The sequence below is a fragment of the Devosia psychrophila genome (assembly GCF_000971275.1).
GTDB classification, from domain to species: Bacteria; Pseudomonadota; Alphaproteobacteria; order Rhizobiales; family Devosiaceae; genus Devosia; species Devosia psychrophila.
Genome location: NZ_LAPV01000159.1, coordinates 46,042 through 70,987, shown reverse-complemented (window position 1 = coordinate 70,987; position 24,946 = coordinate 46,042). Strand labels below are relative to the sequence as shown.

At 62.0% G+C, this 24,946-nt stretch carries 29 protein-coding genes; 20 read left to right on the top strand and 9 right to left on the bottom strand.

Going from position 1 to position 24,946, the window contains the following annotated elements:
- Positions 1-65: 65 nt before the first annotated feature.
- Positions 66-605 (bottom strand): RNA 2',3'-cyclic phosphodiesterase, encoded by a 540-nt coding sequence (thpR, locus tag WH91_RS18230; RefSeq protein WP_046172436.1) that lies wholly within the window; start codon positions 603-605, stop codon positions 66-68.
- 203 nt (positions 606-808) lie between these two features.
- On the opposite strand from thpR, the gene WH91_RS18225 reads away from it, so the two are divergent.
- Together WH91_RS18225 and WH91_RS18220 are read left to right on the top strand one after the other, a co-directional pair.
- Positions 809-1,579 carry a Bax inhibitor-1/YccA family protein gene (locus WH91_RS18225; protein WP_046172435.1) on the top strand — a complete coding sequence of 257 codons (771 nt, stop codon included), beginning with the start codon at positions 809-811 and terminating at the stop codon, positions 1,577-1,579.
- Positions 1,580-1,660: 81 nt separating this feature from the next.
- Positions 1,661-2,158, top strand: a complete 498-nt coding sequence (locus WH91_RS18220) for a GNAT family N-acetyltransferase (protein ID WP_046172434.1) — start codon at positions 1,661-1,663, stop codon at positions 2,156-2,158.
- Positions 2,159-2,170: 12 nt separating this feature from the next.
- Here WH91_RS18220 and WH91_RS18215 read toward each other — a convergent pair whose 3' ends face one another.
- The 4 genes from WH91_RS18215 to acnA all read right to left on the bottom strand — a co-directional run bounded on the left by WH91_RS18215 (position 2,171) and on the right by acnA (position 6,903).
- Positions 2,171-2,572: a hypothetical protein gene (locus tag WH91_RS18215; protein ID WP_144408386.1), complete on the bottom strand. Its 402-nt coding sequence runs from the start codon at positions 2,570-2,572 to the stop codon at positions 2,171-2,173.
- An 80-nt stretch (positions 2,573-2,652) separates the two neighbouring features.
- Positions 2,653-3,045 carry a DUF2794 domain-containing protein gene (locus tag WH91_RS18210; RefSeq protein ID WP_342028094.1) on the bottom strand — a complete coding sequence of 131 codons (393 nt, stop codon included), beginning with the start codon at positions 3,043-3,045 and terminating at the stop codon, positions 2,653-2,655.
- Between the two features lie 273 nt (positions 3,046-3,318).
- Positions 3,319-4,053 carry a DUF1223 domain-containing protein gene (locus WH91_RS18205; protein WP_046172432.1) on the bottom strand — a complete coding sequence of 245 codons (735 nt, stop codon included), beginning with the start codon at positions 4,051-4,053 and terminating at the stop codon, positions 3,319-3,321.
- A 177-nt stretch (positions 4,054-4,230) separates the two neighbouring features.
- On the bottom strand, positions 4,231-6,903 hold the full coding sequence (gene acnA / locus WH91_RS18200; protein ID WP_046172431.1) for an aconitate hydratase AcnA: 2,673 nt from the start codon (positions 6,901-6,903) through the stop codon (positions 4,231-4,233).
- 169 nt (positions 6,904-7,072) lie between these two features.
- Between acnA and ccmA the strand changes: the two genes are divergently transcribed.
- The 6 genes from ccmA to WH91_RS23675 all read left to right on the top strand — a co-directional run bounded on the left by ccmA (position 7,073) and on the right by WH91_RS23675 (position 10,126).
- On the top strand, positions 7,073-7,705 hold the full coding sequence (gene ccmA, locus WH91_RS18195; RefSeq protein ID WP_046172430.1) for a heme ABC exporter ATP-binding protein CcmA: 633 nt from the start codon (positions 7,073-7,075) through the stop codon (positions 7,703-7,705).
- Complete coding sequence (gene ccmB / locus WH91_RS18190; RefSeq protein ID WP_052952946.1) at positions 7,702-8,355, top strand: heme exporter protein CcmB; 654 nt, start codon at positions 7,702-7,704, stop codon at positions 8,353-8,355. Before ccmA ends, ccmB begins: the two co-directional genes overlap by 4 nt.
- Positions 8,356-8,473: 118 nt before the next feature.
- On the top strand, positions 8,474-9,235 hold the full coding sequence (locus tag WH91_RS18185; protein ID WP_046172429.1) for a heme ABC transporter permease: 762 nt from the start codon (positions 8,474-8,476) through the stop codon (positions 9,233-9,235).
- Positions 9,232-9,381, top strand: coding sequence for a heme exporter protein CcmD (gene ccmD, locus WH91_RS23680; protein WP_074797179.1), 150 nt, complete (start codon positions 9,232-9,234; stop codon positions 9,379-9,381). Before WH91_RS18185 ends, ccmD begins: the two co-directional genes overlap by 4 nt.
- Positions 9,381-9,914 carry a DsbE family thiol:disulfide interchange protein gene (locus tag WH91_RS18180; protein ID WP_046172428.1) on the top strand — a complete coding sequence of 178 codons (534 nt, stop codon included), beginning with the start codon at positions 9,381-9,383 and terminating at the stop codon, positions 9,912-9,914. Before ccmD ends, WH91_RS18180 begins: the two co-directional genes overlap by 1 nt.
- Positions 9,915-9,982: 68 nt before the next feature.
- A complete protein-coding gene (locus WH91_RS23675) occupies positions 9,983-10,126 on the top strand; it encodes a Flp family type IVb pilin (RefSeq protein ID WP_082102260.1) in 144 nt (47 codons plus the stop codon).
- Between the two features lie 80 nt (positions 10,127-10,206).
- Here the strand turns inward: WH91_RS23675 and WH91_RS18175 are convergent, their stop codons facing one another.
- On the bottom strand, positions 10,207-10,410 hold the full coding sequence (locus WH91_RS18175; protein WP_046172427.1) for a DUF1674 domain-containing protein: 204 nt from the start codon (positions 10,408-10,410) through the stop codon (positions 10,207-10,209).
- 94 nt (positions 10,411-10,504) lie between these two features.
- Here WH91_RS18175 and htpX point away from each other — a divergent pair, with 94 nt between their 5' ends.
- The 8 genes from htpX (at position 10,505) to WH91_RS18135 (ending at position 20,105) form a co-directional block, all read left to right on the top strand.
- On the top strand, positions 10,505-11,488 hold the full coding sequence (gene htpX / locus WH91_RS18170; RefSeq protein ID WP_046172484.1) for a zinc metalloprotease HtpX: 984 nt from the start codon (positions 10,505-10,507) through the stop codon (positions 11,486-11,488).
- Between the two features lie 9 nt (positions 11,489-11,497).
- A complete protein-coding gene (locus WH91_RS18165) occupies positions 11,498-12,799 on the top strand; it encodes an RsmB/NOP family class I SAM-dependent RNA methyltransferase (protein ID WP_046172426.1) in 1,302 nt (433 codons plus the stop codon).
- A gap of 97 nt (positions 12,800-12,896) precedes the next feature.
- On the top strand, positions 12,897-14,501 hold the full coding sequence (locus WH91_RS18160; RefSeq protein WP_046172425.1) for a heparinase II/III family protein: 1,605 nt from the start codon (positions 12,897-12,899) through the stop codon (positions 14,499-14,501).
- A gap of 147 nt (positions 14,502-14,648) precedes the next feature.
- Positions 14,649-16,235 (top strand): bifunctional phosphoribosylaminoimidazolecarboxamide formyltransferase/IMP cyclohydrolase, encoded by a 1,587-nt coding sequence (gene purH, locus WH91_RS18155; protein WP_046172424.1) that lies wholly within the window; start codon positions 14,649-14,651, stop codon positions 16,233-16,235.
- Positions 16,236-16,351: 116 nt separating this feature from the next.
- Complete coding sequence (locus WH91_RS18150) at positions 16,352-17,710, top strand: oligosaccharide flippase family protein (RefSeq protein WP_074797181.1); 1,359 nt, start codon at positions 16,352-16,354, stop codon at positions 17,708-17,710.
- Between the two features lie 85 nt (positions 17,711-17,795).
- Complete coding sequence (gene leuC / locus WH91_RS18145; RefSeq protein ID WP_046172422.1) at positions 17,796-19,202, top strand: 3-isopropylmalate dehydratase large subunit; 1,407 nt, start codon at positions 17,796-17,798, stop codon at positions 19,200-19,202.
- Complete coding sequence (locus WH91_RS18140) at positions 19,193-19,621, top strand: metallopeptidase family protein (RefSeq protein WP_046172421.1); 429 nt, start codon at positions 19,193-19,195, stop codon at positions 19,619-19,621. The genes leuC and WH91_RS18140 overlap by 10 nt, the downstream gene beginning before the upstream one ends.
- A gap of 178 nt (positions 19,622-19,799) precedes the next feature.
- A complete protein-coding gene (locus tag WH91_RS18135) occupies positions 19,800-20,105 on the top strand; it encodes a hypothetical protein (RefSeq protein ID WP_046172420.1) in 306 nt (101 codons plus the stop codon).
- 24 nt (positions 20,106-20,129) lie between these two features.
- Here the strand turns inward: WH91_RS18135 and WH91_RS18130 are convergent, their stop codons facing one another.
- Entirely contained in the window at positions 20,130-20,429 is a 300-nt protein-coding gene (locus WH91_RS18130; RefSeq protein ID WP_046172419.1) for a hypothetical protein, read from the bottom strand.
- Positions 20,430-20,542: 113 nt separating this feature from the next.
- On the opposite strand from WH91_RS18130, the gene rimM reads away from it, so the two are divergent.
- The 4 genes from rimM (at position 20,543) to WH91_RS18110 (ending at position 23,569) form a co-directional block, all read left to right on the top strand.
- Positions 20,543-21,082: a ribosome maturation factor RimM gene (gene rimM / locus WH91_RS18125; protein ID WP_046172418.1), complete on the top strand. Its 540-nt coding sequence runs from the start codon at positions 20,543-20,545 to the stop codon at positions 21,080-21,082.
- A complete protein-coding gene (gene trmD, locus WH91_RS18120) occupies positions 21,079-21,771 on the top strand; it encodes a tRNA (guanosine(37)-N1)-methyltransferase TrmD (RefSeq protein ID WP_046172417.1) in 693 nt (230 codons plus the stop codon). The genes rimM and trmD overlap by 4 nt, the downstream gene beginning before the upstream one ends.
- A 181-nt stretch (positions 21,772-21,952) precedes the next feature.
- Positions 21,953-22,549: a 50S ribosomal protein L19 gene (gene rplS / locus WH91_RS18115; RefSeq protein ID WP_046172416.1), complete on the top strand. Its 597-nt coding sequence runs from the start codon at positions 21,953-21,955 to the stop codon at positions 22,547-22,549.
- A gap of 207 nt (positions 22,550-22,756) precedes the next feature.
- The gene (locus tag WH91_RS18110; protein ID WP_046172415.1) at positions 22,757-23,569 is read left to right on the top strand and encodes an exodeoxyribonuclease III; all 813 of its coding nucleotides are present in this window, start codon (positions 22,757-22,759) and stop codon (positions 23,567-23,569) included.
- Here WH91_RS18110 and WH91_RS18105 read toward each other — a convergent pair.
- Together WH91_RS18105 and WH91_RS18100 are read right to left on the bottom strand one after the other, a co-directional pair.
- A complete protein-coding gene (locus WH91_RS18105; protein WP_046172414.1) occupies positions 23,566-24,024 on the bottom strand; it encodes a Crp/Fnr family transcriptional regulator in 459 nt (152 codons plus the stop codon). The two genes, WH91_RS18110 and WH91_RS18105, sit on opposite strands and share 4 nt — an antisense overlap.
- A 100-nt stretch (positions 24,025-24,124) precedes the next feature.
- Complete coding sequence (locus WH91_RS18100; protein WP_046172413.1) at positions 24,125-24,808, bottom strand: response regulator transcription factor; 684 nt, start codon at positions 24,806-24,808, stop codon at positions 24,125-24,127.
- Positions 24,809-24,946: the final 138 nt, after the last annotated feature.

Genomic DNA, 24,946 nt, shown 5'->3' with positions numbered 1-24,946 from the left:
CGCGGCTCTTGTGACCGGTTTGAGCCGGCTGGGTTAACAATAGGCTAACATTGGCGTGACTGTGATCAAGCGGCGAGCGGATAGCTCTGTTCCACCACATAGGGCCCACCGCCCACCGAATCCTTGCTCGAGAACAGCACGAAGCGCCCAACTGGAAAGCTCATTGGTTCAAAGCGGCCCGCCTCGGTCATGAAACGGGCAACCTCCATGGCACTGCCGCCACGCAGCCGGGCCAACGAGACATGGGGAACGAACTTGCGGCCTTCGGGCATCAGGCCGGCCCGCTGCAACACCCGCTCCTGCGCCGCCTGCAGGCGGGTCAGCTGCTCGCTGGGCTCGACGCCTGCATAAAGCGCTCGCGGCTTGTCGCCACCGAACGTGCCCAGATGCGTCAGCTTCACGTCAAAGCGGATCGAGTTGGACAGCCGATCGAGACTTTCCGCAACGTCATTGGCCGTATGGTGATCGACATCACCGATAAAGCGCAATGTAATGTGGTAGTTTTCCGGGTCGATCCAGCGCGCGCCAGTCAAACCGCCACGCTTCAGCGATAGCGCAAATCCGATATCGGCCGGAATTTCGAGGCCGGTAAAGAGCCGGGGCATGGGCCCTCCTCTTGCTAGGATCTGGAACACGATTCGCTTTTGGAGCCTAGCATAACGGGTTTGTGCGACCAGCCCATTCGTCGCACTTCGGCATGAAGTCTTGTAAACCTCCAGTCCTCAATCCATATTGTTTCATCAAGTGGCATACCAATGCCCACCGGCGGTATCAAAGACCGCTTTTCAATTGGGAAAGGAAACCGACTATGGCTGAATTTGACCGTCAGACCCTCGGTGCGCGGGCCGGCTCGGCCGCGGCTGTGGACGAGGGCCTGCGTAGCTACATGCTGCGCGTCTACAATTACATGGGTATTGGCCTGGTAGTGACCGGCGTCGCTGCGTATTTCGCCGCCGCTGCCGCCATCACCACCAATCCTGACGCCGCCGTGGGCCAGCTTGCCAATGGCCAGCTCGTCACCCAGTGGGGCGCCCTGCTCTATACCAGCCCGCTGCAGTGGGTCGTGATGCTGGCTCCGCTGGCTTTCGTGCTGGTGCTGAGCTTTGGCATCAACAAGCTCTCCGTACCCGCCGCACAGGCTACCTTCTGGGGCTTTGCGGCCATCATGGGCCTGTCGCTGAGCTCGATCTTCCTGGTTTACACCGACGCCTCGATTGCCAAGGTGTTCTTCATCACCGCCGCGACCTTCGGTGCCATGAGCCTTTATGGCTACACCACCAAGCGTGACCTGACCAACATGGGCTCGTTCCTGATGATGGGCCTGATCGGCCTGATCATCGCCTCGGTGGTCAACATCTTCATGCAGTCGTCGATGCTCGAGTTTGCCATCTCGGCTGTTGGCGTGCTGATCTTCGTCGGCCTCACCGCCTACGATACGCAGAAGATCAAGGAAGGCTATTCGGAGTCGCACGGAACCGAACTGCTGGCCAAGGGATCCATCATGGGCGCGCTGAGCCTCTACCTCGACTTCATCAACCTGTTCATGATGATGCTGCGCCTGTTCGGTAATCGCGAGTAAGCACAGCCATAATTGGTTGGACGACAAATCGGACCGTGGCCTACAAAGGCTGCGGTCCTTTCTTTTTGCCGGATTCTTGTCGTGTCAGACTTTACGCTTCGCTCGTTCCGCTGGGCCGACGTGCCCGCCATCACCGCCATCTACAATCACTATGTGGAACACACGGCGATTACCTTCGACACCGAGATGCCGGGCGAGCCGGCCATGGCGGAAAAGTTCGGGCACTTGCTCGAGCTTGGCCATCCGCTGATCGTCGCCGAAATCGCTGGCAAACTGGTGGGCTATGCCTATGCCAGCTTCTATCGCCCGCGCGCTGCCTACCGCTTCACCTGCGAGGATTCGATCTACCTGCATCCCGACGCCAAGGGTCGCGGCATTGGCAAGGCACTACTCACGGAATTGCTGGCTCAATCGAAGGCTTTCGGCTTCAAGCAGATGATCGCGGTGATCACGGCTGAGACCACCAACTCCATCGTCATCCATGAGAAGTTCGGCTTCCGCCATGTCGGACGTTACGAGGCGGTAGGCTACAAGTTCGACCGCTGGCACGACATCGTGCACCTGCAACTGGCGCTATAGACGCGCCGCGCCCTAAGGCGCGATGCAGTCCTCGACCAGTTCCAGCGTATCGTTAGAGCCTTCCAGATCAAGCGACGCGATGACGTTTTCGTCGGCTTTTGCCGTGACGATGCTTCCTTGCCGCATGGCCTCGACCAGCCCGCGTGCTTGCTCGACCGTGTCGGCGCTATAGTCATAGACTAGCCGTGTGGTGCTGCCCTCCTCGATGCTCATCGGCAGCAGGTAGCTTTGCTCGTCATCGACCCAAAAAGTAATCTCATCGGGCAAGGATTTCTTGTCGAGCTGTTCCCCATCAATCACCGTAAGGGCGATGAATGGCTGGCCGGCGAAATCAAAGCCGCTGCCTTCGCCGGCACATTCGAGGTTCAGGTAGCCGTTGGCCGGGCTGCCCCCGCCTGCGGCAAACGTGCCCATATTGAAATCGGTGCCCCAGTCCTGTGCCAGAGCAGGAGAGGCGATCATAGCTAAGGCTACCATTCCGGCAAAAACTCGCATCACGACCCTACTACGGCCAGTTGAGGGTCCAGCACCCGCAGCACCAGAGCCAGATCATGGCCCCGCTTCAGGATGCGTCCCTCCTGGTTGGTAACAGCATATTGTCCCTGACGGTTGCGCAGCTTGGGGGTCTTTTCAACGATATAGAGCGGCCGCTCGGAGACGCGGGCATAAATGGAAAACATCGCCCGCTCGCGCAGGAAGTCCATCGCATAGTCGCGCCATTCGCCCTGGCTTACCTTGCGGCCATAGACGTTCAGGATCAGCGACAATTCCTTGCGGTCGAACGCCACCACGGCGGTGACCTTGCCAGGCGCCGGACTCGCGGTTGCGTTTCCGCCCTGCACCAGCGCGAAATTGACGTTTCTGTCATTCGGTGTGCGGCTTTGCACCGTTCGCGTCGCCTTATCTGGTCAAACCACTGTCATGATTGCGGGAATCCGCCGGCGGCGCAAGGGCTGACAGACAAAAGTCGAAAAACCCCATTTTCGTCACACTTTGTCCCTGAACGCGCCCGATTGCGAGATCAGTCTGTGGTTATTGCCTCCAGTGGCTGGCATCTGGGCCCACAGAGCCCCCAAACCCAGAAGCCTGGGTGCCAGCCGTCCTATTAGTTGACCAGTCAGCTTATCCCGTCCTTGCCCCCAAGGACGGGATTTTTTTGTTCAGCGCTCGAAGGTGGCCGCGCCGAGGATATTGCCGGGCAGCCCGTCGTGCTCCTGCTGCACGATAACCGCGACGCCGTTATTGGCTCCGCTCAACGTTTCGGGCAGCGGCAGCTTGAGACTGGCGCCCGTGTCACTCTCCCACATGCCGAGCACCTGCTGGCCGGTCACCACCTGGGTGTAGATCATCGACTTGCCGGCATTCTCGCCTTTTTCGATGCCGACGTCTGCCCGCTTGAGATAGGTCACCATCCACACCACGGCATTGTCGAGGCCGGCGTTGGGGGGAATGGCAATCTTGAGCATATCGCCCTCGTGCTCAATATCGACAGAGAGCGGCAGGCTGGAGTGATCGAGCGCGCCATGCACCTCATTGCGCTTGGAGCCGACGACGCCCTTGGCGCCATTGACCACCATCTGCGGCGTATAGATGCGCGACGAACCCCAGCTCTTGGCATAGGCCCGCTGGCGGTCCGAATAGGCTTCGGCACCAAAGGTATCTTCCCAGCCCACATAATCCCAATAATCGACGTGATAGGCCAGGGCCACGACGTCATTCTGCTCGGCGAGGCTGGTCAGCAGAGCGTCGGCCGGCGGGCACGAAGCACAGCCCTGGCTGGTGAACAATTCGACCACCGCCTTAGGGCGGGACACCGAATCTGCACTGGCCGGCAGGCCCAAAACGGCGAGTGCGACGAGGCCAAGCGAGGCTGAAATAAGAAGTCTATGCGTCATGGCCAGAGTTGTAGGCCGGGCCAATGCACCCCCGCCAGTCAAAAGAGGGTGAGAGGGAAAATTGGCCGTGTTGTGGTTACCCCGAAGCCCTCATCCGCACGGGTTTCCTCCTTGGCACTGAACAAACAAAAATGGCGGCCCGAGGGACCGCCATTTGCATTCGAATTATACGAAAGCCTACGCTGCGACGAGGCTGCGCAGCACGTAGTGCAGGATGCCGCCGTGCTTGTAGTAGTCGAGCTCGTTGGCGGTATCGATGCGGCACAGGGTTTCGATGCTGGTCACAGTGCCATCGGCCTTGGTGATCTTGACGGTAACCTTGGCGCGCGGTGCGATTTCGGTGACGCCTTCGATGTCGATGGTTTCGGAACCATCGAGACCCAGCGTCTGCCAGCTCTCGCCATCGGCAAACTGCAGCGGAATGACGCCCATGCCGACGAGGTTCGAACGGTGGATACGCTCGAACGACTGCGCGACCACGGCGCGCACGCCGAGCAGGTTGGTGCCCTTGGCGGCCCAGTCACGCGAAGAACCCGTGCCATATTCCTTGCCTGCAAAGATCACCAGCGGCGTGCCGGCTTCCTGATAGGCCATGGCGGCATCGTAGATTGCCATCTGCGACCCATCGGGGCCCTTGGTGTAGCCGCCTTCGACGCCCGGCAGCATCTGGTTCTTGATCCGGATATTGGCAAAGGTGCCGCGCATCATCACTTCATGGTTGCCGCGACGGGCGCCGTAGGAGTTGAAATCGCGCGGCGCAACCTGGCGCTCTTCGAGATACTTGCCGGCGGGCGTCGAGGCCTTGAACGAACCGGCCGGGGAAATGTGGTCGGTGGTGATGGAATCGAGGAACAGGGCGAGGACCTTGGCGCCGGCGACATTGGTCACCGGCTTGGGTTCCATGGACATGCCTTCGAAATAAGGCGGGTTCTGCACATAGGTCGAGCTGGAATTCCAGCCATAGGTCTCGCCACCCTCGATGGCGATGCCCTGCCAATGCTTGTCGCCCTTGAACACGTCGGAGTAGCGACCCTGGAACATTTCCTTGGTCACATGCTTGCGCACGATCTCGGCAATCTCGTGGTTGGTTGGCCAGATGTCCTTGAGATAGACCGGCTGGCCATTGCTGCCGATGCCCAGCGGCTCGGTGGTGATGTCGATCTTGACCGAACCGGCCAGGGCGTAAGCCACCACCAGCGGCGGCGAGGCGAGGAAGTTTGCCTTCACGTCCGGATTGATGCGGCCTTCGAAATTGCGGTTGCCCGAGAGCACCGAGGTGGCGACCAGATCGCCGACCTGCACGGCCTTGGAGATTTCGGCTGGCAACGGGCCGGAATTGCCGATGCAGGTGGTGCAGCCATAACCGACGAGGTTGAAGCCCAGCGCATCGAGGTCTTCCGACAGGCCGGCGCTGTCGAGATAGTCGGTGACCACCTGCGAGCCGGGCGCCAGCGAAGTCTTGACCCAGGGTTTGCTATTGAGGCCAAGGGCGCGGGCCTTGCGGGCGAGCAGACCAGCCGCGACCAGCACCGACGGATTGGAGGTATTGGTGCAGGAGGTGATGGCGGCAACGACGACGTCGCCATGGGTCAGCGTATAATCCTGGCCATCGACCTGGATGTGCGGGTCATCGGTCTTGCCGAATTCCTTGGGCAGCAGTTCGGCGAACTTGGACTTGGCCTGATCGAGCACAATACGGTCCTGCGGACGCTTCGGGCCCGAGATGGACGGCACGACGGTGGTGAGATCAAGCTCGAGCGTCGAGGTGAACACCGGGTCCGACGAGGTGGTCTCGCGGAACATGCCCTGCGCCTTGGAATAGGCTTCGACCAATGCCACGCGCTGCGGATCGCGACCTGACGTGGTCAGATACTTCAGCGTGTCGCTGTCGACCGGGAAATAGCCGCAGGTGGCGCCATATTCCGGCGCCATATTGGCAATGGTCGCCTGGTCTTCGAGGCTGAGATAGTCGAGACCCGGGCCGTAGAATTCGACGAACTTGCCGACGACGCCCTTCTTGCGCAGCATTTCGGTGACGGTCAGCACCAGATCGGTGGCAGTGATGCCTTCGTTGATGCGGCCGGTCATCTTGAAGCCGACGACTTCGGGGATCATCATGGTGACCGGCTGGCCGAGCATGGCAGCCTCTGCCTCGATGCCGCCGACGCCCCAGCCGAGCACGGCCATGCCGTTGACCATGGTGGTGTGCGAATCGGTGCCGACCAGCGTGTCGGGATAGGCGACGGTTTCGCCGTCCTCTTCCTTGATCCAGACGGTCTGGGCCAGGTATTCCAGGTTCACCTGGTGGCAGATGCCGGTGCCGGGAGGCACGACACGGAAATTATCGAAAGCCGACTGGCCCCAGCGCAGGAACTCATAGCGCTCGCCGTTGCGCTCGTATTCAAGTTCGACGTTTTGGCCAAATGAGGTCGGCGAGCCGAAGCTGTCGACCATCACCGAGTGATCGATCACCAGATCGACGGGAACCAGCGGGTTGATCTTCTGCGGATCGGCACCGAGCTTGGCGGTCGCATCGCGCATTGCCGCCAGATCGACCACGGCCGGAACGCCGGTAAAATCCTGCATCAGCACGCGGGCCGGGCGGTAGGAAATTTCATGCTCGGAGGTGCGCGTCGCGAGCCAGGTCGCCACGGCCTCGATATCGGCCTTGGTGACGGTGCGGTTGTCTTCGAAGCGCAGCAGGTTTTCCAGCACCACTTTCATCGACGACGGCAGGGCCGAGACGCCCTTGAGGCCGTTCTTTTCGGCTTCGGCGATGGAATAATAGGTGTAGGTCTTGTCGCCGACCGTAAGGGTCGATTTCGACTTGAAGCTGTTTACCGAGGTCATGGTTTCCGCCCTAACATATCGTTTCGGCAGGCGCGCCGGCCCGAGGTTAAAGCCCCGGAAACCGCTCAACAGCGCTGCCTTTGCTGGAATGACTCCAAACTATTACGGGTTATAGAGAAAGACGATTGGGCTTGCCAGCCCGACATGTCGTTCAATACGAGAAGGGGTCATGACCGTACGGCACCTCTTTCCCCCGCTGACCCTGCGCGCTACCGGCCTGAGCTGGGGTCGCGGCGGCATGGCGCTGGGCGCCAATGTGAGTTTTTCAGTCACTGCCGGGCAGTGCCTGTTGCTGCGCGGGCCCAATGGCGGCGGCAAGACCACCTTGCTGCTGACGCTGGCCGGGATTATCGCGCCGCTGGACGGAAGCTTTGCCATCGCAGGTGCCGGTGAAGACGAGCGCGTGCTGCATTATTGCGGCCACCGCAATGCCATCAAGCCACGCCTCACGGTGCAGGAAAACCTGGCCTTCTGGGCCGAAGTGAACGGCGCGACCGGCAGTCCGGCCAAGGCAGCCCTCGATGAAGTCGGGCTCGGCCATCTCGCCGATCTCGATGCCGGCTATTTATCGGCGGGCCAATCGCGGCGGTTGGCACTGGCGCGGCTACTGGTCAGCCATCGCCCGCTGTGGTTGCTCGACGAACCCACCGCGGCGCTCGATAGCGAGGGCCATGAGCTGGTGACGCGGCTGCTCGACCGCCATCTCGACATGGGCGGGCTCTTCATTGCGGCGACGCATGATCCGATCACCCTGCCCGATTTGGCGCGCATGGAAACGCTCGTGATGGGACAACAGCCATGACGATCTTGCGAGCCATGCTGGCCCGCGAGCTGCGCCTTGCCCTGCGCGGCGGCGGCGACGTGCTGACGCTCGTGCTGTTTTTCGTCATCGTCGGCGCCATCGTGCCCTTTGCCGTGGGACCGGACCGGGCTTTGCTGGCTCGTATCGCGCCGGGCATTGTGTGGATCGCGGCCTTCCTCGCCATGTTGCTTGGGCTCGACCGGTTGTTTCGCCCGGACCATGACGACGGCTCGCTGATCCTGCTGCGTCAGTCCGAACTGCCGCTCAGCATGGTCATTGCCGCAAAATTGATCGTGCACTGGCTGGTCTCGGCCGTGCCGCTGATCATCGCCAGTCCCTTCCTCGCCGTGCTGCTGTCGATGGAGGGTGAGGCCCTGTGGCGGACGATCCTCTCGCTACTGCTCGGCACCCCGGCTTTGGCCGCCTTTGGCGCCATCGGAGCCGCGGTAACCGTAAGTATCCGGCGTGGCGGGCTTATCGCGCCGATCCTGATCGCGCCGCTGTCGATCCCCGTGCTGATCTTCGGCACCGGCAGCATCACCGCCACCCAATCCAGCGCCGCCATGCTGTTTCTTGCGGCATTGAGCCTCATGGCGGTTGCCTTGGCTCCCTTTGCCGCGGCGCTTGCGATAAGCTCGGCCGAAGATTAGGGAATGACTATTCCCCGAGACCTCATGGTGAGCTTGTCGAACCAGGAGGTCGGGCGAGTGCAGGCCGTGTGCCACGCCCTCGTCCTTCGACAGGCTCAGGATGAGGTCTACTGAAGTCATGAGCATTGAAACCGCGCCCAAGCTGAACTGGTGGAACCGGATCGCCAATCCGGGGCAATTCGTCATCTGGACCAAGCCCCTGCTGTGGCCGCTGGTGATTGTGACTGCAGTGCTGTTCGTCGTCGGGCTCTACTTCGCCTTCTTTAATTCGCCGCAGGACTACCAGATGGGCGACACCGTGCGCATCATGTATGTCCACGTGCCCAATGCCTGGCTCAGCCAGTTCGTCTATGGCGTCATGACCGTCTCGGCGGTCGGCACACTGGTCTGGCGCCATCCGATGGCCGACGTCTCGATGAAGGCTGCTGCTCCCTTGGGCGCGCTGTTCACGGCGCTGGCGCTGTTCACCGGCTCGCTCTGGGGCCGGCCGACCTGGGGCACCTTCTGGGAATGGGATGGACGCATGACCTCGACGCTGGTCCTGCTGTTCATCTACCTCGGGCTGATCGCCCTGTGGCGGGCCTTTGACGACCAGCTCCGCGCCGCCCGCGTCATCGCAGTCTTTACCTTGGTCGGCGCCATCAACATCCCCATCATAAAATTCTCGGTCGACTGGTGGAGCACCTTGCATCAGCCCGCCAGCGTGTTCCGCGCTGATGGCCCGCGCATGCCGGGCTCTATTCTCACGCCATTGTTCGTGATGTTTTTCGCGTTCACATTCCTTTTCATCACGCTGCAGCTCAAGGCCATGCACACCGAGGTCAAGCGCCGTCGGGTCATCGGCCTGCAGCGCCGCATGGCGCAGGGAGATCGCGCATGATCGATCTCGGACCCCACGCCGTGTTCATCGTCTGGGCCTATATCGGGGTCGCTATCGGCGTCGCCGGTCTGATCGGCTGGACACTGTATGACGCGCGAACCACTGCCGGAAAGCTCGCCGCCCTCGAAGCGCGTCGCGCCGCCTGATGCGCTATGTGTTGTTCGGCCTGCCGCTGATCGCCCTCGTCGTGCTGGTCGCGGTTTTTGCCATGTCCATGAACCGCGATCCGGGGCTTGTTCGTTCCGTGCTGATCGACAAGCCAGCCCCCACCTTCACCATGGCCGAAGTGCCCGAGCTCGGCGTGCCCGGCTTCGATACCGCCGCACTCAAGGGCGAGGTGACCGTCGTCAATGTCTTTGCCAGCTGGTGCATTCCCTGCCGCGACGAGCACCCGCTGCTCGAAGCGCTAAAGGCTGAAACCGGCGTAAGGCTGTTCGGCATCAACCAGTCAGACGCGCCCGAGAACGCCCGGGCGTTCCTCGCCGAACTCGGCAATCCCTATGACGCCGTCGGCATGGACCGCGATCGCCGTGTCTCGATCGACTGGGGTGTCTATGGCGTGCCGGAAACCTTCGTGGTCGATGCCGAAGGGGTAGTCACCTACAAATTCGTCGGACCGCTGTCGCCGCAGACCATCGAAAGCCAGTTGCTGCCCGCCATCCTCGCCGCCCGCAGCTAAGCGTTCAGCTTCGGTTCAGCCGATCTCTGCCACAGACGTGCCATTGTACCCGCGTAGAGGCTGTCCCCATGTTCAAGATCCTGACCAGATTTCTGCGCGATGATACTGGGGTAACGCCGGTCGAGTATGCCCTGATTGCGGCGATCATCGCCGTCGTCATGACCGTGGCGGCCTCGGCAGCGGGGTTCAGCCTGGCCGATATCGTCGGCTAACCCACCTCTTTCTCCCTCGGGCTTGACCCGAGGGAAAAGCCGGCGGCTGGGACGGTCCCTAGCCGGCCACAACGAGGCCCTCAAAAGTCGCTGGTCAGGCCCTTGATCTCCCAGTCGCCATAGCGCCCTGGCTCCAGGCCACCGCGACCGCCCTCTTCCTTTTGCGCTAACGCCCCCTTGGCGTCGATGTCGGCGCGCCGGGCCCTGGCCTCGGCCAGCGCGCGCTTGGCGGCTTCGCTCAACGGCGGCCGGGGCGCCTCATCCACAATCTCTTCGTCGCTCATCGCTCTGTCCGCATTACGTTTTGCTCATGCCGCTTGCATGCAACCCTTGGACACACAACATAATTACTCAGCAACACGAACCCAAGGGCTGATGATGTTCAATGCTTTTCGCACCACGGTTCTTCTGGCGGCGCTGACCGCGCTGTTCATGACAGTTGGCTATTTTATCGGCGGCACCGGCGGCATGGTGCTGGCGTTCGGCTTTGCGCTGGTGACCAATCTGTTCGGCTACTGGAACTCCGACAAGCTGGTGCTGCGCATGCAGAATGCCGTGCCTGTCGAGCGCAGCCGCGTACCCGAATTGTACGATATGGTCGATATCCTGTCGCGCAAGGCCGGCATTCCGACGCCGAAAGTCTATCTGATCCAGTCCGAGCAGCCCAACGCCTTCGCCACCGGCCGCAATCCGCAGAATGCTGCGGTGGCTGTGTCCGCAGGCCTGCTGAAGCATCTGGAAACGCACGAAGTGGCGGCCGTGATTGCCCATGAGCTGGCTCACATCCGGAACCGCGATACGCTGACCATGACCATTACCGCGACTTTTGCCGGTGCGATTTCGGCGCTGGCGCAGTTCGGCCTGTTCTTCGGCGGTGGCAATAATCGCAACAATCCGCTGGGCGGGATCGGTTCTTTACTGATGGTTTTTCTCGCGCCGGTCGCCGCCATGGTGGTGCAGATGGCGGTGAGCCGGACCCGCGAATACGAGGCCGACAAGCACGGCGCCGAGATTTCTGGCGACCCGCTGGCGCTGGCCTCTGCGTTGCAAAAGATTGCTGGTCAGGCCGGCCGTCAGGTCAATGTCGCGGCCGAGCGCAACCCGGCCATGGCGCATATGTACATCATCAATCCCCTGTCCGGGCAGCGCATGGATAACCTGTTTTCCACCCATCCCGACACCGGCAATCGCATCGAAGCGCTGCGCAAGCTTGCAGCGAGCATGCATGTGGACGATAAGGGCCGCAGGCCTCAGCCTCGCCCGCAACCGGTTTCGACCGGCCGTGATATCGGCGGCGGCTGGCGCGTGCCGACCGTCGGACAAACCGACGAGGACGGCGGACAACGCGGTCCATGGGGATAAAGAACAAGCGTGGCGCATAACAAACCTGATCCGGCGGGTCTCAAGCTCCGTCTCGTCGCTGCAGAACGGCTGAAGTCCGTGCTGGCCGGCGACAACTTCGTGCCGCTGACCGCCAAGGAACTGGTGGATGGGCGCGACCGCGCGCTGGCCAACCGGCTGATCACCACGGCATTGCGCCGGCAGGGCCAGCTCAATTTCATCATTCATTCGCTGCTCGACAAGGGAATGCCCGGCAGGTCCGGCACCTTTGAAGCGGTCCTGCGGCTATCGCTGGCTCAACTGGTGTTCCTGCCCGATCTCGGCGCCCATAGCGCGCTGTTCCTCGCCGTCGAAGCCGTCAAGCGCGACCCCAAGGCGCGACATCTGTCCGGCCTGATCAATGCGGTGCTGCGATCGGCCCAGGCCAACTCGGCCAAGTTCGGCATGCTCGAAGACGATATGCTGATCCCCGACACCTTTGGCGACACCTGGCTCGAGGCCTATGGCGAAGAGGCCATCAACGGCTTTTCCAGCGCCCTGCTGGCCGGCGCGCCGCTCGACCTGACGCTGAAAGACGACGACGCGGAACTGATCGGCCAGCTTGGCGCCGAAAAGCTCGTCGCCGACACGGTCCGCGTCGATCAGCGCGACCGGCCGGTCGATGCCCTGCCCGGCTTTGCCGAGGGCCGCTGGTGGGTACAGGATGCGGCCTCGGCCATTCCGGCGCGCTTGTTAGGCGCAAAAGCCGGCGGCCGCGTGCTCGATCTCTGCGCCGCGCCCGGTGGCAAGACTGCGCAATTGCTCAAGGCCGGCTACATGGTCACGGCACTCGATGCCGACGCCAACCGCATGGAACGGCTCAAGGAAAACCTCAAACGTCTCGACTACAGCGCCGAAATCATCGTCGGCGATGCGGGCACCTTCGCGCCCAATTCTCCCTATGACGGCGTGCTGCTCGATGCGCCCTGCTCGGCCACTGGCACCTTCCGCCGCCATCCCGAAGTGATCTGGCATCGCTCGGTCGGCGACGTTGCAGGCCGCGTGCGTCTGCAGAAAGCGTTGATTACCAATGCTTTCCGTTGTCTTGATGTGGGCGGTGTGCTGGTTTACTGCGTCTGCTCGCTTGAGCCCGCCGAGGGCGAAGAGCAGGTCGAATGGGCGCTAGGAACACTGCCCGGCCTCGAACTTTGGCCGGTGACTGCCGATGAATTGCCGGGCCTGGAAAGCGCCGTGACCGCAAAGGGTCTGGTGCGCACCCATCCCGGCATGAAACCGGGCGGCAATGAAGGCGGCATGGACGGGTTCTTCGTGGCTCGCTTCCGTCGCCGCTGAAAAAGAAGCGCCCATAAGGGCCAGTGAGGACGCAACCGGTGACGGGCAGACACAAGGCAGTGCTGGCACACGCCGCGCGGCAGGAGCGAATGCGCTGATGGCGCCGCACCTGCCCCACGGCTTGCGCAAGTTCGCGCTCGGTATCGCCGATGCGACGGTGACGCTGCCCATCCTGCGCTGGACCTGGCGCGGGCTGGCTGACGATGCTTTTGGCGGCGAGCTGCCCGAACTCCGCCCTGCCGATCGCGAAGCGGTGCGCGACATGATGGCCGGACGCTATCTGTTGGCCAGCAAGCTGATCGAGACCAACGGCGCCTCGCCGTTTACGCTCGAAGTCAGCCATGTCGACTGGTGGCTGAACCTGCACGGCTTTTCCTGGCTGCGGCATTTCCGCGACGTGCGTGACAGTGGCGAGCGCCGCTTTGCCCGCATGCTGGTGCTCGACTGGATCGGCCATGAAGCCCAGTTCCAGCACGATACCTGGGCGCCGGCCCTGACCGCGCAACGCGTTATCAACTGGCTGCGGCACCTGCCGCTGTTGCTCGACGGCGCCAATGCCGCCGAAGCCCGCACCATCCAGCGTGTGCTCGGCACGCAGATCCAGAGCCTCAAGGTCCGGGCGCCGCTGACCAGCGATCCGGCCGAAGCCCTGTTTGCCGGCATTGCTCTGCTCGGCGCCGAATTCTGCGAGCAGGACGACAAGACTGACGTGCCCTCCCGCGTCGAACGGCTGAATGCCCTGCTCGCCAGCCAGCTCGACAACGACGGCCTGCACCTGTCACGCAATCCAAGACTGCAACTTCAGTTGCTGGTCGAACTGGTCAGCGTCCGCCACATCGCGGCGGCGGTGAAATCGGAGGCCGGCAATGAGCTGGTGGCCCAGATCGACCGCATGCATGAAAGCCTCGATGCGCTGACCCTGTCGAGCGGCGAGCCGGCCTATTTCAACGGCTGCGGACAACTGCCGCACGACGTGCTGATCGCTATCCAGGCCAACGGCCCGACCCGCAAGCGCCGCTCCATGCTGCTCGGCGGCTACGGCATCCTGCGCGACGGCAATGCCGTGGTGATCGCCGATTCTGGGCTTGCCCCACCGCCCGGCCTCGCCAGCGACCTGCATGCCAGCGCGCTTGGCTTCGAATTTTCCCATGGCACCGAATTGATTCTGGGCTCCTGCGGCCCCGCGCCGTCGGACCTGCCCGACAGCAAGGCGTTATTTCGCCAGGGCATCGCCCACTCCGCGCCGACTATCGATGCTGAAGACGCACCGGCTCAGCGCAACCCGGCCATCACACTCGACAAGGCGGACAATCTGCTGATCCTGAGCAGCAGCGGCTATGCCAAGCGTTTCGGTGTCGAAATCGAGCGCCGCATTACCCTGCTGTCGCAAGGCACTACGCTCGTCGGCCAGGACCGCATGGTCGCCGCCGCCAAGGGCACGCCGTCGGGCCTGCTGGCCATCCGTTTCCATCTGGCGCCGGGCGTCATGGTACGGCGCAATCGCGGCGAGGGCATCCTCCGGCTGGTGCTGCCCAATGGCGCGGTCTGGAGCTTCCTGTGGGAAGGCGCGCAGTTCCGCGAAGAGGAAAGCGTGCGCCAGTCCGCCTATGTCGGTTTCGACAAGACGCGCCAACTGGTGCTGGAAGCCGACGTGGTCGCCGATGCTGAAGTGGCCTGGATTTTCACGCTCGAACAGGGCTGAGCCTGCGGCTCTTGGCCTCCCTCCCCTCAAGGGGGAGAAGGCGATCAAGCTTCGCACCTGGAATGGAGAGTATTGGCGCTTTTGGTTGGCTCCATCCTCGCTTCGTGCTAGCGAGCGCCAAATCCAATCACAGGCGAGACACATCTCATGGGCAAGACGGTCAAGGTCGGTCGGGCGCTGCTTTCGGTATTCGACAAGTCGGGCATGGCCGAGTTTGCCAAGGGGCTCTCGTCAGCGGGCGTCGAGCTGGTATCGACCGGCGGCACCCACAAGCTGATCAGCGATGCCGGCCTGCCGGTGCGCGAGATCTCCGACCTCACCGGCTTCCCCGAGATGATGGACGGCCGCGTCAAGACGTTGCATCCCAAGGTGCATGGCGGACTTTTGTCAGTTCGCGACAACGCAGTCCACGCCGCCTCGATGGCCGAGCATGACATCGCGGCCATCGACCTTGTCGCGGTCAACCTCTACCCCTTCGAAAAGACCGTCGAGTCCGGCGCGAGCTATGGCGAAATTATCGAAAATATCGACATCGGCGGCCCTGCGATGATCCGCTCTGCGGCCAAAAATCACGCCTATGTGACCGTGGTGGTCGACCCGGCCGATTATCCGGCGATCCTTGAAGCCATCGCCAACACCGGCGGCGTCCCATTCGAACTGCGCCAGAAGCTCGCCGCCAAGGCCTATGCCCGCACCGCCGCCTATGACAGCGCCATCTCGAGCTGGTTCGCCAGGGCCATCGACTACCCCGAAATCCCCTACCGCAGCTTTGCCGGCACCCTGCGCGAAGTCATGCGCTATGGCGAGAACCCGCATCAGTGGGCCGGCTTCTACGCCAATGGCGATAATCGCCGCGGCGTCGCCACCGCCACCCAGGTCCAGGGCAAGACCCTGAGCTACAACAATATCAACGACACCGACGCCGCTTTCGAGCTGGTCTCCGAGTTCGACGCCAGCGACGTTGCCGCCGTTGCCATCATCAAGCACGCCAATCCCTGCGGCGTGTCCGTAGCAGGCGACCTGCTGACCGCCTACCAGAACGCTCTGCGCACCGATCCCGTCTCGGCTTTCGGCGGCATTGTCGCCACCAATCGCGAGATCGACGCCGCCACCGCCACCGAAATCGTCAAGGTATTCACCGAGGTGATCGTGGCCCCGTCGGCGACGCAGGAAGCCCAGGACATCATCGCCGCCAAGAAAAATCTGCGCCTGCTGCTGACCGGCGGCCTCGCCGATGCCAAGGCCGATGGGCTCGTCGTCAAGTCCGTCGCCGGTGGCTTGCTGGTACAGTCGCGCGACAACCGCAACGTCGATGACTGCGAACTCAAGGTCGTCACCAAGCGCCAGCCGACCGAAGCTGAAATGGCCGACCTGCGGCTTGCCGCTAAAGTCGCCAAGCACGTCAAGTCCAACGCCATCGTCTATGTCAAGCAAGGCGCCACCGTCGGCATCGGCGCCGGCCAGATGAGCCGCGTCGATTCGGCCCTCACTGCCCACCGCAAGTCGATCGACGCCGCCAAGGCTGCCGGCATCGAGGGCCCGCTCACGCAAGGGTCGGTCGCTGCCTCGGATGCCTTCTTCCCCTTCGCCGATGGTCTGGAAGCGCTGGTCGCCGCAGGTGCCACTGCCGTGATCCAGCCAGGTGGCTCGATGCGGGATGATGAGGTGATCGCCGCCGCCGATGCTGCCGGCATCGCCATGGTGATGACCGGAATGCGCCATTTCCGGCACTAAACTCGCGTCGAGGTTACAAATTCGTAATCTCGCCGACCCCACAGAAGTAAGACCTTCTTGAGATTGGCATGGCAAATTGTCGGGGTCGCGGCTGCAGCCCCGACTTCGAGGCCTTTATGCGGTTCAAGATTCCTTCCGACCTTTCGGCGCTGCTACAGTCGGGGCTTCGTCGCTCGGTGGCATCGCTTGGCATCAAGCTCGCCACCGCAGGCCTGACCTATGTCACCTATGTGGTGCTCTCACGCACCATGTCGCCCGACGAATACGGACGCTTTGCCTTTGGGCTGGCGCTGGCAACCGTGCTGGCAATCGGCGCAGGCGTAGGCCAACCCATGGCCATCCTCCGCCTGTGGTCACAGGAAGCCGTTGCCGGGCGGGCGGCAGAAGCCATCAAGGCAGTCCGCGCCGGCTCGATGCTGACCATCCTCGCCAGCCTCGTTATCGCCCTCGCCCTTTGCGCCGCGGTGCTCATCACCCTGCAATTCGCCAGCTTCGACGACACCGCAAACCACTTCTACGGCGCGGCGTTTCTGGTGCTGCCGATGGCCATGGCGGAATACAATTCTTCGGCTCTGCGGGCTCAAGGCTCGTTGTGGACCGCACTGGTACCGCGCGATATTCTGTGGCGGTTGGCTCTCCCGGGCGTCGTACTGATCCTGTTTGCCTTTGGCGTGGTGCTGAGCGGGCCAGACGCGCTGGTGCTGTCGGCGGCTTTGCTGTCCGGCATGCTGGCGCTGCAGTTCTGGCGCTCCATGGCCGGCAAATATGTGCTGACGCCGAGCCTGTGGCCGGTTCGCCGCTATTGGCAGCAATGGGGCGGCATCAGCCGCTGGCTCATGCTCGGCGCCCTGATCGAGACTGCGGCGCTCAATGCCGATGTGATCCTCGTCGGACTGATGCTCGACCTCGAAAGCTCGGGCATCTATTTCAACGCCTTCCGCACCGCCGGGCTGATGACGCTGTTCACCTTCGCCATCGAACTGGTGATCGCCCCCATGGTGGCGCAGCATTTCCATGCTGGCCAGATGCGCAAGGCCCAGGCCATCACGGCGCTGGCTTCAGTGGCAGGCTTCGTTTTCTCACTGGTGATCTTCGCGATTTTTGTCGGCTGGGGCGACCTGATCCTATCGCTGTTCGGCGCCTACTATGCCGAGGGCACACTGGTGCTGGTACTGCTGTCCTTCGGCCTGCTGTTCGACGCCGCCACCGGCCCGTCCAAGATCGTCATGATGATGACCGGCCATGAACGCGCTTACGTGGCAATCTTTGGCACCATCATGGCACTGGGGTTTCTCGTGCAATTCCTCGTCATCCCCATCTACGGCATCGTCGGTGCCGCTGCCGCCAATATGGGCGCCCGCATCGTGGCGCAGATCGCCATCGCGCTATGGTGCCGCCTGCGCATCGGGCTCGATACCAGCCTGCTCGGCGTCTTCGCCGTGCGTGGCGCGGTAGACCGTCCATCGGCGGCCTGACCGTACCCATGAGTACGGTTATGCTTGACCGCCCTGCCCTTCCTGCCTTAGAACCACTCCAAACTTTCCCTGCCGGAATACCGCTATGACCAAGGCCCGCACGCTCTACGACAAGATCTGGGACGACCATCTGGTGCAGAACAACGAGGACGGTTCCTCGCTGCTCTATATCGATCGCCACCTCGTGCACGAAGTCACGAGCCCGCAGGCGTTCGAAGGCCTGCGCCTGAATGGCCGCAAGGTGCGTCACCCCGAGCGTACGCTGGCCGTGGTCGATCACAACGTGCCGACCACGGACCGTTCGCTGCCCAATCCCGATCCGGAAAGTGCGATCCAGATCGCCACGCTGGCCGAAAATACCAGCGAATTCGGCATCGAATATTTCGACCCCTTCGACAAGCGCCAGGGCATCGTGCACATCGTCGGCCCGGAACAGGGCTTCACCCTGCCCGGCATGACCATCGTCTGCGGCGATAGCCACACCTCGACGCACGGTGCTTTTGGTGCTTTGGCGCATGGTATCGGCACCTCCGAAGTGGAACACGTCCTGGCGACCCAGACGCTGATCCAGCAGAAGGCCAAGAACATGCTGGTGCGCGTCGATGGCAAGCTGCCGCCCCATGTCACCGCCAAGGACATCATCCTCGCCATCATTGGCGAAATCGGCACTGCCGGCGGCAATGGCCACGTCATCGAATTCGCTGGCGAGGCTATCGAGGCTTTGTCGATGGAAGGCCGCATGACGGTCTGCAACATGACCATCGAAGGCGGCGCCCGCGCCGGCCTGATCGCCCCCGACCAGACCACCTTCGACTATGTCGAGGGCCGCAATCGCGCCCCCAAGGGCAAGGCCTGGGACATGGCCGTCGATTACTGGAAGACCCTCTATACCGACGAAGGTGCGGTCTACGATAAGGTCGTGATCCTCGACGCCGCCCAGCTGCCGCCGATCGTTTCCTGGGGCTCTTCGCCGGAGGATGTGATCTCGGTGACCGGCGTCGTGCCGAACCCCGACGATATCGCCGACGAGAACAAGCGGGCCTCCAAGTGGCGCGCGCTGGACTATATGGGTCTCAAGCCCGGCACCAAGATCACCGACATTCCGGTAGAGCGCGTCTTCATCGGTTCCTGCACCAATGGCCGTATCGAAGACCTGCGCGCTGCGGCTGCCGTGATCGGCGATCGCAAGGTGGCGGCCGGCGTCAATGCCATGGTCGTGCCCGGCTCAGGCCTGGTCAAGGATCAGGCCGAGGCCGAGGGCCTGCACACCATCTTCCTCAATGCCGGTTTTGAATGGCGCGAGCCGGGCTGCTCGATGTGCCTCGCGATGAACCCCGACAAGCTCAAGCCGCAGGAACGCTGCGCTTCGACCTCCAACCGCAATTTCGAGGGTCGCCAGGGCTTCAAGGGCCGCACCCATCTCGTGGCGCCCGCCATGGCCGCGGCGGCAGCCCTTGCCGGCCACTTCGTAGATATCCGCGAGTGGCAGTAAGCGATCTAGCCTGGGGGGCGCGGTTCGCGCCTACCCTCGACGACATCGAGGCGCTGGCTACGGCAGCGCTTCGCGAGCTGCCTGAGCCGTTCAAGGCGCTCGCAGCCGACGTCACCTGCTCGGTCGCCGACTATGCCGAACAAGATGTGCTGGACGGCTTTGGTATGGAAAGCCCGTTCGAGTTGATGGGCTTGTTTGTCGGCGTCGGCATGACCGAAGACGGCGCAGTGCCCCAGACCGGCCAATTGCCCAACACCGTCTTCCTCTACCGCCGCGCCATTCTCGATTACTGGTCCGAGAATGATGACAATACTTTGAGCGAAGTGGTCACCCATGTACTGATCCACGAGCTAGGCCATCATTTCGGATTTTCCGATGAAGATATGGAATCTATCGAAGCATCCGAAGAGTCTCGCTAGAATCTTGTGAGTCCTCAATTATACCTGTTGAGTCACGACGGGCCGTTTTGTGTTAATGGTAAATAGGCGATAAAGTATCTTTCGGCAGCAACTTTTGGGTATGACTCCGACTTACCTTTCACACGTTGACCGAACGGAGACCATTTCTCGCCGGGCACGCAACCAAGGAGTGAGAAAGATGACTGTGCGCCAAAAAACCAGCCTTAAGATCGTCCAGCCCGAATTGGAACAGATGGAAACCGTGCTTCAGGAAGCGGCCAAGCAGTCGGCTCCTATGGTGCAGCGTCTCGCGACACATCGCGATCGTATCGACATGGTCCTCAAGGAACTCGAAAGCGAGCGCTTCGAGCTGCTATCGCGTCGCGATATGTTCCGCCGTCAGGCCGAAGCCGTCGAGCAGGGCCTGACCATGCACATCGACGATATCGAAGCGACGATGAATCTCTATGAAGGCGGCTTCCAGTCCCTGCCGAGCCGGACCTAATCCATTCACCGGACGGGACTGAACTCAGTCCCGTTCGACGAATTCGAACTCGGCTTCACTGCCGCCTGCTAGATCATCCGACACCTGCAGCGCCAGCTTGCCGTTTTCGAGCGCTGCAAACCAGTCTTCCCAACTGACCAATTGGAAGCCACCGATGCGATCGGGCCCTTCGTTGCCCTCGGTATTGATGGCGTGCTGGCCAAAGGTCAGTTGCAGCAACGTGCGCGTGCCGGTGCCATCTGGCGTATCCATCAACATAGGATTGCCACCGCGAGCCTCGGCCCATTGGCGGATGTCGTCGCGTTCGGTGAGAGTCTTGGCCATTGCGGGCTCCTTTGAGTGTTGCTTCGACAATAGCCGCGGCCCGACCTTGGTTCCGTTCCAATTCCCAAGCCGCCCCGCGCCTGCTAAGACGCTCTGAAATTGAGCGAGTGGGCATGACCAATAACAACGACAAGATTTTACTCGGCCAGATCGGCGCAGCGCATGGCATCAAGGGCCATGTGCGCGTCGCCACCCATACCCAGGATCCGCTGGCCATCGGCACCTATGGCCCGCTCGATACCGACCGGCCCGGGCTAACGGTGGTCCTGAGCAAGCTGCGCCTGCACAAGACGGTGGTCGTCGGCCAGATCAACGGCGTATCCGACCGCACGGCCGCCGAAAGCCTCAATGGCGTCAACCTGTTCATCGACCGGAACAAGCTGCCCCAACCTGAGGACGAGGACGATTTCTATCATGCCGACCTGATCGGCCTCGAGGCGCGCCTCGACACCGGCGTGACCATCGGCCAGGTTTCGGCCCTGCCCAATTTTGGCGCCGGCGACCTGCTCGAAGTGCGCGACCCGCAGAGCGGCGACACTTATCTTTACCCCTTCACCAAGGCCGTCGTGCCGTATGTGAACATCGCCGAGGGCTACATCACCATCGTCGTGCCGCTTGAGGTCGACGAGGGCGAGGAAGAAGAGCCCAATTGAGTTTTGCTGCCAGTGTCATAACGCTGTTTCCCGAACTGTTCCCCGGCCCGCTCGGCGCCTCGGTGCTTGGTCGTGGCTTGGGTGAAGGCTTGTGGTCCCTGTCCACGACGCAACTGCGCGATTTCGCGGTGGACCGCCACCGCAGCGTGGATGACAGCCCATCGGGCGGTGGCGCCGGCATGGTGCTCAAGCCTGACATTCTCGCCAAGGCGATCGATGCGACCGCACCCCAAGGCGATCCGCGTCCGCGCATCCTGATGTCGCCGCGCGGCAAGCCGCTGACCCAGGCGCGAGCGCGCGAGCTGGCGCTGGGACCAGGCGCGGTCATCGTCTGCGGCCGTTTCGAGGGAATTGACCAGCGCGTCATCGACCGACGTGGGCTCGAAGAGATATCTATCGGCGACTACGTGCTGGCGGGAGGCGAAGTTGCCGCCATGGTGCTGCTGGAGACCATTGTGCGGCTGATCCCCGGCGTACTGGGCAAGGCCGAAAGCCATGCCGACGAAAGCTTCGAGAACGGCCTGCTGGAATACCCGCAATATACCCGGCCGCAAAACTTCGAGGGCGTCGATATCCCTGCCATGCTGACCTCGGGCGACCACGGCAAGATAGCCAAATGGCGGCATGAGCAGAGCTTGGCGCTAACCAAGGCCCGCCGGCCCGATCTGCTGACGACCAAATCGTCATAAAAGCAGGCCCAACGCTAGACTCCGGGCGGTTTTTCGCCTAAGGAGCCGCCACTATCGCGGTTTGGGCTTATCGGACCTGGGCCGCACCAAAAAGAAGACTGCAACCTCCGTTACCAACCAAGACCGGGCGCCGCGCCTCAAAAACGCGACAAGCGCTCCATTGAAAAGATCAGGACGGATCATGAATATCATCCAGCAGCTCAATGCTGCACATGTCGAAGAACTGGCCGCCCAGCGCGAGCTTCCCGATTTCACCCATGGCGATACCGTCAAGGTGTGGGTCAAGATTCGCGAAGGCGAAAAAGAGCGCCTGCAGGCTTATGAAGGCGTCGTGATCGCCCTCAACGGCGGCGGCATCACCGCAAGCTTCACCGTTCGCAAGATTTCCTACGGCGAAGGCGTGGAACGCGTGTTCCCGCTGTATTCCCCGAATGTCGCTTCGGTTGAAGTCCTCAAGCGCGGCAAGGTGCGTCGCGCCAAGCTGTACTACCTGCGCGATCGTCGCGGTAAATCGGCTCGTATTTTCGAATCGACCAACTCGCGTACCAAGAAGATCGAAGCCGGCGAGCGCACTGCCTCCATCGCTGCCAAGGAAGCTCGCGAAGCTGAAAAGATCGCCGCAGCCGAGGCCTTTGCCGCCGAACAGGCCGCCAAGGAAGCCGAGGCCGCTGCTGCCGCCAAGGCCGCTGAGCTCGAAGCAGCAGCTGCCGCAAAGGCTGCCGAAGCTGAGGCTGCTGCTGCTGCTGCCGCTACCGAAGAAGCGCCCAAGGCCGAATAGGTTTTGGCATTTGATGTTTGAAGAACCCGGTCGAAAGGCCGGGTTTTTTGTTGCCTGATTCACGTGAAACGGTTTAGCCGCCCCTCGTTTCGGCGCGTATCGGACCGCAACCGGTTAGCACAGCGTTAACGTTGAGGCCGTCATATCCGGCTTGTTTGCTGGCGCTGGCTTGGCGATAAGGATGTCCCTGCCAGCAAAGGCCCCAACATGTCCGTTTCGATCGTCACCTGGAACATCAACTCGATCCGCCTGCGCCTGCCGATGGTGCTCGATTTCATCGCCAAGCACGCGCCCGACGTGATCATGTTCCAGGAGATCAAATGCCTGGACGACCAGTTTCCGCGCAATGCCTTCATCGACGCCGGCTATCCGCACATGGCCGTGCATGGCCAGAAAGGCTACCACGGCGTCGCCATCGTCAGCAAATTTCCGCTGACCGACGTGTCGAGCAAGGTGTTCTGCGAGATTCCCGAATCACGTCACGTCTCGGCGCTGACCGATTTTGGCCATGGCCCGGTGACGCTGCATGATTTCTATATTCCGGCCGGTGGCGATGAGCCCGATCCCGAGATCAACCCCAAGTTCAAACACAAGCTGGGCTTCCTCAGCGAGCTGACAGCCTGGTTCGCCGATCCGATGTTCCAGCGCGGCCATTTGATTGCCGGCGATTTCAACATCGCGCCGCATGAGAACGACGTCTGGGGCCACAAGCAGCTGCTCAAGATCGTCAGCCACACCCCCGTCGAGACCCAGGCGCTCGACGCCATCCTCAATGGCGGGCATGGCTGGGTCGACCTGGTGCGCAAGCACGTCCCCTACGACCAGAAGCTCTATTCATGGTGGAGCTATCGCAGCGCCGATTGGGAAAACGCCAACAAGGGCCGCCGCCTCGACCACATCTGGTCCACCGCCGACGTCGCCGAGCATTGCATCGGTACCGAAACCATCAAGGAATACCGCGGCTACACCCCCCAGCCGAGCGACCACGTCCCGGTTATCGCACGGTTTGTCGGGGTTTAGTCTTCCCCAGCCTTCATCCGTTGCCGGATTGGCTCGAGCGCCCCGAGGTAATTCCCCAGCTCGCGTTCGACGCGGGCGACAGCGCGTTGCGCCAGCTCTGGCGATTGTTGCACCAGCTTGAGGAAGGCCGTCCGCGGCACGAACAGCGTCTCGCAATCGGTGACGGCGGTAATGGTGATGGGGCGGGGCTTGCTGAGGATCAGCGCCATGGAGGAGACGACGCTGCCCCGCTCGGAAATGACATGTGGCTTGCCGCCACCATCTTGCTTGGACTTGAGCGTGCCGGAAATCAGCACGAAAGCGCCCTGCGGCACCGCGCCCGACTTGTAGAGCATGGCGTCGGGATCGAAATGGCGTAGGTCTCCGGCAAAGGCCAGCATGCGCCGCTGCTCGTCGTCGCAGATATCGAAAAATTCAGCCTGAGCCAGTGCCTCGGCCGCATCGTCCCTGATCATTTGCCCAATCCGGATGCGCCATCAGCCCCAGGAAAGGGGCTGATTCACCCTATAGGGCATTTTGAAACGCAGTGTACCAGATTTTGCGGTGGTCCACCGTTTACGGCACCAGGCGATAGCCGCCGTCTTCGGTCACCAGCAGGCGCGCATTGGACGGATCGCGCTCGATCTTCTGGCGCAGCCGGTAAATGTGCGTTTCCAGCGTATGCGTGGTTACCCGGTTATTATAGCCCCAGACTTCCTTGAGAAGAATATCGCGCGTGATGGTCTTGGGGCCCTGCCGGTACAGGTACTTCAAAATGGAAGTTTCCTTGTCAGTCAGCCGAACCTTGTTGCCATCATTGGCCTCGAGGATCTTCGCCGACGGCTGGAAACTGTACGGCCCGATGGTGAACACCACGTCCTCGCTCTGGTCATGCTGGCGCAAGGCAGCGTTGATACGGGCCAACAGCACGGGAAAGCGGAACGGCTTGGTCAGGTAGTCATTAGCGCCCGATTCGAGGCCCTTGATATGGTCGGCATCACTATCGTGCCCGGTCAGCATCAGGATCGGACTCTTGTAGCCCTCCTGGCGCAGCACCTTGACCGCCTCGCGACCGTCCATGTCCGGCAGGCCGACATCGAGGATCATCAGGTCGATATTTTGCGCGCGCGTGATCTTGAGCGCGTCGTTGGCAGTGCCGGCCTGGACAATTTCAAATTCCGGATAGGTATCAAGCTGTTCGACCAGCGTCTGGCGCAGATCAGCGTCGTCGTCCACCAACAGGATGCGTCGCTTGTTCATTGTTTTCTCCGGTCTTTTTTCAGACGGCCTGGGTCACATCATTGCGACCGGTTTTGGGCCAACCAATCACAACGCCGTCATAGCCATCAGGAACGAAACTTAGCCGGGGAAGTTGCACCTCGTCGACAAAGCGTCAAA